Annotated in this window: 10 protein-coding genes; all 10 read right to left on the minus strand. The window is 37.4% G+C overall.

Features of this window, described 5'->3' with window-relative positions; genetic code table 11:
• Positions 1–242 precede the first annotated feature (242 nt).
• The 10 genes from ACLU24_RS08115 to mraZ all read right to left on the minus strand — a co-directional run bounded on the left by ACLU24_RS08115 (position 243) and on the right by mraZ (position 11,680).
• Positions 243–1,460, minus strand: a complete 1,218-nt coding sequence (locus ACLU24_RS08115) for a cell division protein FtsQ/DivIB (protein ID WP_412611721.1) — start codon at positions 1,458–1,460, stop codon at positions 243–245.
• A 60-nt stretch (positions 1,461–1,520) separates the two neighbouring features.
• Positions 1,521–2,792, minus strand: coding sequence for a UDP-N-acetylglucosamine 1-carboxyvinyltransferase (gene murA / locus ACLU24_RS08120; protein ID WP_412612013.1), 1,272 nt, complete (start codon positions 2,790–2,792; stop codon positions 1,521–1,523).
• A gap of 326 nt (positions 2,793–3,118) precedes the next feature.
• Positions 3,119–4,255: an undecaprenyldiphospho-muramoylpentapeptide beta-N-acetylglucosaminyltransferase gene (gene murG / locus ACLU24_RS08125; RefSeq protein WP_412611723.1), complete on the minus strand. Its 1,137-nt coding sequence runs from the start codon at positions 4,253–4,255 to the stop codon at positions 3,119–3,121.
• A gap of 176 nt (positions 4,256–4,431) precedes the next feature.
• Positions 4,432–5,661, minus strand: a complete 1,230-nt coding sequence (locus ACLU24_RS08130; RefSeq protein ID WP_412611726.1) for an FtsW/RodA/SpoVE family cell cycle protein — start codon at positions 5,659–5,661, stop codon at positions 4,432–4,434.
• A gap of 34 nt (positions 5,662–5,695) precedes the next feature.
• Positions 5,696–6,706 carry a phospho-N-acetylmuramoyl-pentapeptide-transferase gene (mraY, locus tag ACLU24_RS08135; protein WP_412611729.1) on the minus strand — a complete coding sequence of 337 codons (1,011 nt, stop codon included), beginning with the start codon at positions 6,704–6,706 and terminating at the stop codon, positions 5,696–5,698.
• Between the two features lie 42 nt (positions 6,707–6,748).
• A complete protein-coding gene (locus tag ACLU24_RS08140; protein WP_412611732.1) occupies positions 6,749–7,318 on the minus strand; it encodes a hypothetical protein in 570 nt (189 codons plus the stop codon).
• Positions 7,319–7,422: 104 nt separating this feature from the next.
• Positions 7,423–9,672, minus strand: a complete 2,250-nt coding sequence (locus tag ACLU24_RS08145; RefSeq protein ID WP_412611735.1) for a penicillin-binding transpeptidase domain-containing protein — start codon at positions 9,670–9,672, stop codon at positions 7,423–7,425.
• Positions 9,673–9,782: 110 nt separating this feature from the next.
• Positions 9,783–10,283, minus strand: coding sequence for a hypothetical protein (locus ACLU24_RS08150; RefSeq protein ID WP_412611738.1), 501 nt, complete (start codon positions 10,281–10,283; stop codon positions 9,783–9,785).
• Positions 10,284–10,310: 27 nt separating this feature from the next.
• Positions 10,311–11,258: a 16S rRNA (cytosine(1402)-N(4))-methyltransferase RsmH gene (gene rsmH / locus ACLU24_RS08155; RefSeq protein ID WP_412611741.1), complete on the minus strand. Its 948-nt coding sequence runs from the start codon at positions 11,256–11,258 to the stop codon at positions 10,311–10,313.
• A 2-nt stretch (positions 11,259–11,260) separates the two neighbouring features.
• On the minus strand, positions 11,261–11,680 hold the full coding sequence (gene mraZ, locus ACLU24_RS08160) for a division/cell wall cluster transcriptional repressor MraZ (RefSeq protein WP_412611744.1): 420 nt from the start codon (positions 11,678–11,680) through the stop codon (positions 11,261–11,263).
• Between the last annotated feature and the right edge of the window lie 379 nt (positions 11,681–12,059).

Consider the following 12,059-nt stretch of genomic DNA (forward strand, 5'->3'; position numbering starts at 1 on the left):
TATACAGTCTATTATATAATTTACCACCATTTTCGGCAAATTTCAATACAATTACGCTATTTTATAAATGTTTTCCTATGGAATAATTTCTACCAATTCTTTTTTGTGTAAAACAACCATTATCTTTAATAAATAATTCCAAAATCGACTTATAATGCATAATTATAACATTTTAAATAGCAAAAAATAAAGAATTTTTTTATAAATTATATCTTAATAATCATATTTTTGAATTTTTTCCACTAATTTTCAGGTGCTCCTGAAGGGTCATAGTATGAATACTTTCCACCTTCTGCACACATAGAAACATCAACTGTTCCCTTGCTATCTTTTTCAAGCTTTTCATCTATAATTAATTTAGCTGTTTTAACCTTATAATTAAGATTTTCCGGAATACCAAGAATTATCGTAAGCCTCTTATCATAGCTAAGCTTAACATTTGAAGGATTAGTAACATTGATTGTAGAAACCTTTTTGATTTCATTTTCATTCAATGCTTGTGTAACATCATTTATGATATTATTCATATTTGCAAGCTTATATTCTATCGTAGCTGAAAGCTCTGTTTTCTTGAGTTCAGCCCCTTTAATAAGCGGAACATTATATTTATTATTATCAAGAATTTCTATAATTTTTCCTTTAGCGCTCAGAATATAAAATTTTCCATTTGTTTCAATGGCAGAAGTAGGCTTCGCCTCCTCAACATAAATTGTAACTGAATTAAATGGATTTTTCTTAATGCTTACTGATTCAATATAAGGAAATTCTTTCGTAATAATCTCCTTGCTTGGCTCTGTATTGCAAAGAAGAAGATTTGTGCCAATAGCGATTCCACTTGCATCTATAATTTCATCTGAGGAATATCTTGTTTTGCCCTCAACAGTGATAGAATCTATCTTAAAGAAAACAGTCAGGCAAAGTACAACCGCAATCATTGCAATAATCATAACCATTGAAGTATACATTGCAAGAATTTTTCTTCGTCTTTTCTTTGCCGAAAAAGGCTTAGATGAACGCTTCATCTTACGCTTTTTCTTTGGTTTTTGCTGACTATCATTTTTTTCAGGATTATGCTTTATATCAGCTTGATTTTCAGGTTTTGGATTTTTCCTACTTTCATCAGAAGCTGAACTATGTTCATTCTTAGCAGCATTTTGATTCGGATTTGGTTTTTGCTTAGGGTGATTATCTATAGATTGTTTTGGTTTAGCCTGTTGTGGTGAATGCTGAGAATAATCTTTATGTAGTTCATCAGCAGTTTTATGCTGTTGATGAGGATTTTGTGGCGTACGGCGTTTATCTGCTTGAGCCTTTTGAACCACTCTTGCCTTCTTTTTCTTTCGCTCACTCTCAGATTTAGCCCTTATTTCACGATAGCTTGCAGTAGGAACAGAATTATCTCTGCGTTTTTGTTGTTTTTTCTGCTCAAAAGATTTATCGTTCTTCTGTTTTTCGCTCATCTTTTGATTCTCCCCTTTTTATACTCTCGCAAAATTCAAGATTTTTAAATTCATAAATAGTTATGCTAAGTTCGTTCTTGTAATGTGCGCCCCAAGCTTTTTTAACTTACCTTCAACATTCTCATAGCCTCTGTCTATGTACTGAATGTTAGAAATTTCGCTTCGTCCGTCTGCTCCAAGAGCTGCAATAACAAGAGACGCTCCACCACGCAAATCTGTCGCAGAAACAGAAGCTCCTGAAAGTCTTTCAACACCACTCACAACAGCAACTCTGTCCTCCGCCTTAATATTAGCACCCATTCTCTGAAGTTCTGTAATATGTTTATATCTTCCAGAAAAAACTGTTTCAACAAATACGCTCGTACCCTTGCTTTGAGCCATAATTGCCATAATAATAGCCTGTGCATCAGTAGGAAATGCAGGATACGGCATAGTTCTTATATATTTTACTGCACCTAACCGTTCGGGTGCAGTAATTGAAATTCCATTATCAGTTGTTTTCAGCTTACAGCCGGACTCTTCAAATATAGGAATAACTGCTCTTATATGCTCAGGTACTGCACTAATAATTTCTCCGGCACCACCTGTAATAGCAATGGCCGACATATAGCTTATGGCTTCAATTCTATCAGGAATAACCTTATGATAAGCACCATTAAGATTTTCGACACCACAGATTATAACTGTGCTTTCACCTGCTCCTATAATTTTAGCTCCACAACTTTTCAAAAAATCCGCAAGGTCAACTATTTCAGGTTCTCTTGCTGCATTTGAAATAATCGTAGTACCTTTAGCTAAAACAGCCGCAAGTATAATATTCTCAGTAGCACCAACACTCGGATATGGCAGTGCAATCATAGCACCTTTTAGTTTATCACGAACCTTACATTCAATCAAGCCGTGATTTTCTGAAATATCGACACCCATCTGCTTTAATGCCGAAATATGTATATCAATTGGTCTTGGTCCTAACTCACACCCCCCAGGCAAAGAAACTCTTGCTTCACCCGTTTTAGCAATTATTGCTCCAAGAAAGGTTATTGATGAACGCATTTCACGCATCATATCTTCTGGGATATCATTTTTAGTAATTTCTTCATCGCCGATTATAACAGAACTTCCTTCACGATAAGCAGATTTTCCTAAATGCCTGATAATTCTCATTGATACATTGCAATCCGAAAGTTTTGGGCAATTATCAATATAGCATTCATCATCGCAAAGAATACTTGCCGCTAAAATAGGCAAAACACTGTTTTTTGCTCCTTGAAGCTTAATTTCTCCATATAGCCTTGCTCCGCCGTCTATAATCAGCTTTTCCAAAATCAACACCCTTTTCATAAAATATATTACTACATCTATATTCTATGAAATATCTTATTTGATGGTGACAAATTCCGAAAAAATATTTAATTAATAAGTGTTTTTCAGAGAAATCCCTGCTAGAGTTCCCTATGAAAACCAATGAAATGTTTTTCCTACTGCGTTTTGAAATAGATAAAGAGTTGCGCCCTATATGGAGCGAACAAAGGCTCTGCCTCTGGAAACTTTGAACCTTTGAAAAGGCTCGAGCGAAACTTTTAAGTGTCTTAGGGAAATTTATTAACTAATCAGCAGTTTCCTCAAACGCGGTAATGATCTTCCCATGCTCACTTTAATCATTTCTTTTTTGCCTTTGATGCAGACAAGACTTCTATAATAACAGAGTAAATTCTCTTTGTTGCATCAGTAATAGCCATTGCCTTTGCATTTTTGGTAAATTCCGCAAGACGCTCGCTATCAGATGCAAGCTTGTCGATTTCTCTTGTAAGCCTTTCAGGTGTAAGCTCGCTTTCTTCAATAACAACGGCCGCATTTTTCTTTGCAAGAGCCATAGCATTGTGATATTGATGATTTTCTGCAACATTTGGTGACGGAATCAATATTGAAGGCTTGCCCTGCGCCTGAATTTCGCTCAAAGTAATAGCACCTGCTCTTGCGATAACCAAATCAGCCGCTGCAAGACAAGTCGGCATATTATTTATATACTCTCTTATATCGAGATTAGTAGCCTTTTCAAGGTCAACACCCTTTTCCTTGAGCAAATCGGGAAACCATTTTCCATACTGTCCATAAGCGTGAATATGCTGGTATTTTCCATCATTGGCACTTCTTGCAATAATATCTGCAAGAGATTCATTTATAATTCTTGCACCAAGACTTCCGCCAAAGGAAAGAATCACAGGTCTTGAATCCAAACCAAGTTCTTTTCTTGAGGCTTTCTTTTCAGCAGTAAGAATTTCACCTCTTACCGGGTTACCTGTATCAACTGTTTTACAGTTCTTTTTCAGATAATCCTTTGCACTTGGCACAGCAAGCATAACTCTGTCAACAAGCTTTGAAAGCATTTTAGTTGTAACACCGGGGAACGCATTCTGTTCGTGAATTACAGTAGGAATACCCATCTTTGCAGCTGTTCTTATTACAGGACCGCTGACATATCCGCCTGTTCCAACGCAAATATCAGGCTGAAACTCAGAAAGAATTTTCTTAGCCTCTTTACTTGCTGTAATAGCCTTTTTTGCTGTAACAATATTTTTCTTAATTCCTGCCGGAGTAAGTTTTCTTGAAAAGCCCTGAATAGAAATTGATTTAAATTCATAACCTGCCTGAGCGACGAGTCTTTCCTCCATACCGCCCTTATTTCCGATATAGAGTATTTCAGCGTCGGGTTGACGAAGCTTAACATATCCTGCTATGGCAAGTGCAGGGTTTATATGACCTGCTGTGCCACCACCCGCAAATACAATCTTCAAGCTACAACTCTCCTTAATTATAATAGTTGGAATTTTATTCTAAAGTTAAATAAAACTTAAAAATTTCGTTCAAGGCGGAGTGCCTCCGCTGTCAAGACGCATTCAACTTTTTTGTTAAATTAATACTTGTTATTCGTGTTTAAATTATTTTTTAACTTAAAAGTTTCATTCAAGCTTTAAGTTTTTTCTATATTGGCAGTTCTTGAGATAGAAAGAACTATTCCCATCTGTGCTAAAAGCATAATCAATGACGAACCACCATAGCTAAAGAACGGCAAGCTGATACCTGTATTCGGAAGTAAATCTGTAACAACCATAATATTGATAACAACCTGTATGCCAATCTGTGCTGTAAGTCCTATTCCGAGAAGTGAGCCAAATTTATCCTTAGCCCTCATTGAAATAGTAATTCCTCTCCAGACAAGAAGCGCAAAAACTAAAAGAATAATCAATGCACCGATAAAGCCCATTTCTTCACATACAACGGCAAAGATGAAGTCATTCTGTGCTTCAGGCAGATACAAATGCTTTTGTCTTGACTGTCCAAGACCTAAGCCCCAGAAACCACCTGAACCAATAGCATAGAGAGAGTTTCTTGTCTGATAAGTATCGTCCCAAGTTTGTTTATCAACATAGTCAAGTGCCTGACCCCATGCGCCGATTCTATCCAGTGCATACCCAAGATTATCGGTTAAATACAAAACAAGAATAGCAGCCGCAATAAGACCTCCGGCCAAAACAAACCAACGAAGCTTAACACCGCTTACAAACATCATAACTGCCGCAAGAGAAATAATAATAACAATACCTGACCAGTGAGGCTCTAACGCCATAAGAACAATAGTTATACCAAGAATGATAACCTCCGGCAAAACTCCTATTTTGAATGTTCCCATTTCGTTTATATGTACTGAACCCCAGTGAGCAAAGAAAATAACTATTGCAAATTTACTAATTTCAGAAGCCTGAATAGTAAATATACCAAGTGGCAACCACCTATGAACACCTGTTGACGACGGTATAAACAAAACCACTGTCAAAAGCAAAAAAGATAAAATCAATATAAAGAAAGCAAATTTATGTAAGTGATGATAGTCAAAATATGAAAGAATAAACATCAAACCTATTCCTACCACTGCAAAAATTGCCTGTCTTGTTAGGTAATAATAGCTGTTGCCATTTTGATAGGCATATGCCGCAGGATAGCTTGCGGAAAACATCATTACCATACCTATAAAAAGAAGTGCAATAACTAAAAACAAAAATGGCATATCAAGTCCGAGTCTTATCGAAAAAGGCTTTAATTTCGCCCTGACTTTTCTTGGTGGAGCTTGGTGCGGTCTTTGCTCTAATCTTACGCCGACATTTTCCTTATTAACTCTTGCACCGGACGTTTGGCTTGGCAAAGTAAACACTTCCTTTCATAAGCTATATAAAGATTTAAATGCGTGAAAGTATGAATGCACATACTCCGCCTATAATAGTAATTACTGAAAATACAAGAACAATCTTAACCTCAGACCAACCACACATCTCGAAGTGATGATGAATAGGAGCCATCTTGAAAAGACGCTTGCCATGAGTAGCTTTAAAATAAAGAACCTGAATAATATCAGAGAACATTTCAATTATATAAATAATTCCAATAGGGATCATAAGTATAGGCATATCTATACCAAATGCCAATGCGCAAACAACACCGCCTAAGAACAATGAACCTGTATCACCCATAAATACCTTTGCAGGGTGGAAGTTCCAAAGTAAAAATCCAAGACAGCCGCCAGCAACTGCGGCAGAGAAAATACTCATACCAATATAGCCACTAAAGCTTGCAATCATCATAAAGAATATTGCGCCAAAGAATGTAACAGAGCCGCACAAACCGTCAATTCCATCTGTAAGATTAACAGCATTAACCATACCAACAATAAGAATTGCCGCTATCGGCCAATAGAATAAGCCAATATCTACTATTCCGACAAAAGGAATATAAGTAGTGCTTGTGCCGCCACTCAAGTAAATTGAAAGCAAATATGCTGCTGCAATAAGGAACTGAAAAAGCAATTTCTGATATGCTTTAAGACCAAGATTACGCTTCTTGACAACCTTGATGTAGTCATCAATAAAGCCAACTGCACCAAAAGCAACTGCCATCAGAAGACCAGCATAAATCTTAACTGTTGCAAGACGAGTTTCAGCAGGGGCATATGAACTACCGGCTGTCGTATGAAACAAAAATACACACAATATAGTAGAAACTATAATTCCTGCAATGAACATAAATCCACCCATAAGAGGTGTTCCTTGCTTACTTTTATGCCACTTTGGACCGTCTTCGAGTATTGTAGAACCGAAATGAACCTTGCGTAGAAAGGGTACAAGCCATACTCCCATCAATGCCGATATTCCGAACGACACCGCCGCCGCAATAATGGTCCATATTCCTATCATTATTATTCCACCCTTCAAAATTTACTCTGTATATTTTAAACTTCAGAGTTGATTTATAACATTCAAAACCGCTGCAAGCGGGACTCCCATTGCAACAAGTGCTGAAGAAACCGCAAGTACAAGTTCTACTGAAAGTTTACTTGATTTTGAAAGTTTAACTCTTCCTATAACTCCTGTGCCCAAAAGTTCAAACACAGTTTTATCATCTTGCGGATTTATATTTTTAGCAATCAAATCTGCCTCATTGCTGTTAACAGAATAAAATAACATATTTTTTTCTTTAACACTAAAATTTTTACCAAGCGAATAAGGAAGTACAATATTATTAAATTTTTCAATAAAGTTAATATTCACTTTTTCCACATCGCAAAGCACAAGAATAGTTTCAAGATTAAAATCTTCAAGAATATCCTCTTTTAGTAGCGACGCATTAAGAATGATAAAATCGCACACCTTGCTTGCTGTCATAAGAGCATCTTTACAGCTATGCTCCTCTTGATTAAGCGTTGAAACAATAAAACCTGTCGAACGCAAAATTTTAGCCAAGAGTATCGTCGCCTCATCTGCCGTTTCACCCAAAACAGCAATAAGTCTGACTTTCTTATCAATCATTCTTAATGCACCTCACTTCTAACCATATCAATGGTCATACAGCTAAACGCTTTGTTGTTTCGTAAATCAGCTGTAAGCCTTTATTAATGCAAAAAGCATAATAGCTACATTATATTACTCTTTTGTTCAAAGGTTACGGTTATAACTGTTCCCCTTGATACAACCTTACCTTTTTCTATACTCTGAACCTCTGCAGTTACAGAATCATCACTTGAGAATGTACCAGAAATTGTGATATTCAATCCGGATTGCGTTGCCAAGTCAGAAGCCTGTGACATACTCAATCCCTTAAAGTCCGGAACCGTAACCGTATCGCTTTCTGCCGAATTATCCGTATAAAGAATAACAGTACCGCCCTTTGGAACATATGAATATGGGTCAGGGCTTTGAGATATAACAGTATCGCCATCACCCTTTATAACAGCCTTAAGCTCGGCATTTGAAACTGCTGCAGAAGCTTCATCAACAGCCATTCCGCCGTATGCAGAAATTTGTGTACTGAGATTTTCAAGCTCGCTTTCATTATATTTCTTTTCAACACCAAGATAAGGCAAAACTTCAGACATAATATTTCTAAAGCAAGGGCCTGCAACTGATGCACCATAGTAACTGTCGCCAAGTGGTGTATCAAAGTAACAAAGCAAAGCAATCTCAGGGTCATCACATGGTGCAATACCGGCAAAAGATGCAATATAGTCATCAATGCCATCATTATTGTTATCTCTGTGAGTTTCTGATGTACCTGTTTTACCGCCTATTCTGTAACCGGCTACATAACCATTCTTTGCACCACCACTTATTGCGTTCTGCTCAAGCATAGCAAGAACTTGGTCTGCAACATCTTTGCTTATAACCTGGCGCTTAACTGTTGGTTCTGTTGACTTAACAACATTTCCATCAGAATCTGTAATTTGCGAAACGATATATGGCTGCATAAGCTTACCTTCATTTGCAATAGCCGAGATAGCCATAATCATCTGCATAGGTGTAATCTGGAAGTTCTGACCGAAAGGTGCAACTGCAAGGTCAATATCATGCATCTTACCTTCAACACCGTCTTGGTCAAAGAAAATATCCTCACTTTCACCAGGCAAGTCTATACCAGTTTTTTCAGAGAAACCAAAAGCAACATAATATTGATAGAATTTCTCCGCACCAAGCATAAAACCCATCTGAACATAAGCAGGGTTGCAAGAATTCATAAGTGCCTCAGTAAGCGTCTGGCTTCCGTGTCCGCTACTAAGATGGCAGCCAATCGGCGCAGCACCCTCATAAGGAACAATAGAACCTGTGCAGTTAAAGCGAGTGTTATCATCAACAAGCTTTTCGCTCAAAACCGCCGATGTTGTTACCGGTTTAAAAACAGAACCCGGAGTATAAGTATCACTGATGGCTTTGTTTCTCCATTGCTTAGTAAGAGCATCACTTGTTGCTTGGTCTTGTTCATCTTCCGGAAGACTTTCTATTTCTTTTTTAGTTTTTTCATCAGCAATCTCAAATGGATTATTCGGGTCAAAGGAATCTTCAACAGCCATTCCTAAAACCGCACCGGTCTTAACATTAACCATAATCGCACAACCACGGTTAGCAACTTTATTTTCTACAATAGCTTGCTTGACATATTTTTCCATAATTCGCTGAATAGTTTCATCAAGGGTAAGGGTCAGATTATATCCGTCCTGTGCCTCTATTTTCTGCTGATACTGATATGGCATATTTGTACCAATCGCATTTTGGGCAGTAATAATTCGTCCCGGTTTACCGGTAAGATATTCGTCATATTGAGCCTCAAGACCTTCAAGGCCTTGGCTGTCGCTTCCGACAAATCCAAGAACGCTTCCTGCAAATTCATTAAGCGGATAGCTTCTCTTGAAATCCTCAACGGTATCAATCGCCTGAGCAATACCATACTTTGATTTTATATCCTTTGCAAATTCAAGAACCTTATCACGAGCCTCAGTTTCTACTTGACGCTTTACCTCTATATAGTATGACTTTTTCAAGGTCTTTTTATAAAGCTCCTCAGAATCAAGTTCAAGAATTTTTGCAAGACCATCTGCTACTATGTGGCGTTCTTTGTCGGTTTCGAGAAAAATCGGAGCAATAACTATTTTCCATACAGTAGCGCTCTGTGCAAGAACTTTGCCATTTCTATCATATACACTTCCACGCTTTGCACTTATAGTAGTATCGGCAAGCTGTTGGTTAACAGCTCTTTTCTGAAGCTCAGGAGCCATATAGGTTTGAAGATAAAGAAGTCTTGCTGTAACCGAGCCAAAGCCTGCAATTAAAATAACAAGCAAAACTATTAGCGACCTTCTCCAAAGCACAACTGTGGGACCTTTTTTTGCCATATTGTTCCTCCTTGTAATGCGAAAATAGGGTTGTAACAACTTGCAGTCACATCAGCAACCGCTTTGTTACAGCCCCGCCCTACTCTCCATACCTTTTTGAAAGCTCTGTTTTATGACCAAAGACTTGTAAATGCGTCGGCTATTGTTTCAAAAACATTTTTGGGACCATTTCCTTGCAGAATCTCTGCTTTATCCTCACCCGACATTGTAATAAATTCTTTTTCCATATTATCGGCTTTAGTCATACCAAGATTACTTTCAGCATAGCTTTCAATTTTTTCCTCAGAAAGCTTACTGTCAATCTGAATTTGATATTGTGTTTGTTCACCCTCAAGTATGCTGATTTCATTCTCTGCTTCGACGATTTGCGCATTTAGCTCATTTATAAGCACATTTGATTGTACAATAGTAATCGAAATAGCCGTAAAAACAACGACAAAAATAGAAATCGCAGCGACATAGAAGATATTGTGTCGTCTTCTTGCTTCCTTATTTATTTTCTCTTTAGGAAGCACAATCACATTATTCTTTTTAGGGTGTTTTTTGGGTTCAAGTTCAGGTGCAGTTTCAAATAAAGAGAGGTCATATGCACTGTTTACTTGTTCTTTCATTTTTCATCATCCCTTCAGAATAGTCAACTATTCTTCAATTCTCTTATAATCCTTAATTTTCTCACAAACTCTTAACTTTGCGCTTCTGCTTCTTGGGTTTTCCTCAAGTTCTTTTTCAGAAGCCTCTACAGGTTTTTTTGTAACAAGCTTTGCACTCGGGGTATTTCCACAAACGCAAATAGGAAAATCCTTTGGGCAAGTACACCCCTGACACCATTTTGCCATTCTCTGCTTAACGATTCTATCCTCAAGCGAATGGAAAGTAATAACTGCAAGTTTGCCACCGTTTTTCAACAATGAAAAAGCTGCGTCAAGCCCTTCCGAAAGTCTGTCAAGCTCGCCATTTACGGCAATTCTCAATGCTTGGAAGGTTTTTCTCGCAGGATGTCCGTCACGTCTTGCCTTTGCGGGATACGCATTAGCGACAATTTCCGCAAGTTCAAGCGTAGTTTCGATTGGCTTAACCGCTCTTCTCTGTTCAATCGCCCGTACGATACTTTTTGCAAATTTTTCTTCGCCATAAAGCGTAAGAATTTTGCAAAGCTCGCCGAAAGAAAGCGTATTTACAAGGTCAGCAGCAGTTGTGCCGTTTTTACTCATTCTCATATCAAGAGGTGCATCGTGGTGATATGAAAAACCACGCTCCGGCGTATCAAGCTGTCTTGACGAAACGCCTATATCAAGCAAAATTCCATCAACCGAGTAAACCTCAAGCTCATTAGCCGCCTCTTTCATTTTAGAGAAATTCGATTTATATATAGTTACCTTATTATCGTTATCAAAGCGGTTATGCAGTGTCAAAATTGCCTCAGGGTCTTGATCTATGCAGATAAGTCTGCCATTTTTAAGCCTTTTTGCAATTTCTGACGAATGACCGCCGCCCCCCGCCGTTCCATCAATATAGATTCCGTCAGGTTTAATATCAAGATTTTCAATCGTTTCGTTCAGCAGAACAGGTTTGTGTACAAATTCCATAGTTAAATTCCAAGTGAAGACATTATGTCAAACATACTATCCTCAGTAACCTTATTGTTATATTCATTCCATCTGTCGAAATCCCAGATTTCGGCTTTAAGTCCTGTGCCTATAATTACAACATCTTTTGTAAGACCTGCGTAATCTCTAAGTGGCTGTGGGATTAAAACTCTGCCTTGTTTATCAGGTTCAAGCTCTGCCGCCCCTGAAAACAGAAAACGCTGAATATCCTTTGTCTGTGAGCTTGGAAGACTCCTTAGCTTTTCGCCAAGGCTATCCCAGTCACTCTTAGAAAGCACCGAAAGGCAATTATCAAGACCTCGTGTAATATAAAATACACTGCCAAGCTCTTCACGAAACTTAGCAGGCATAATCACACGACCTTTAGAGTCGATATTATGTTGGTATGTTCCCATCAACATAATTTGCCACACTTTAGGTAAATGAGTTCCGTTTTATGCACTTCGCTCTACTTTTACCCACCTTTCACCACTTTATGTAATTATTATAGTATACCCACCCTAAAAAAGCAAGTATAAAGCAGTGAAAAGAATAACCAAATTTTTATAAATGAATAGTAAATCATACATTATTATATTAAAAAAAAGACCAGATAATGCAGATAGACTATAATTTTAAAAACCACAATATATAGTTATATATCATCTATATAGGCAATAAAAATTCGTACATAATGTGGTAATATATATATTTTACCACAAGCGGCAATAAAAAGCTACAAAAAATTCATAATTATTAAATTTTTGTTACTTTCGCCAATAAATCTGTTCTTTTTAAATT

The sequence above is a fragment of the Pseudoruminococcus sp. genome, assembly GCF_047012705.1.
Lineage (GTDB): Bacteria > Bacillota > Clostridia > Oscillospirales > Acutalibacteraceae > Pseudoruminococcus.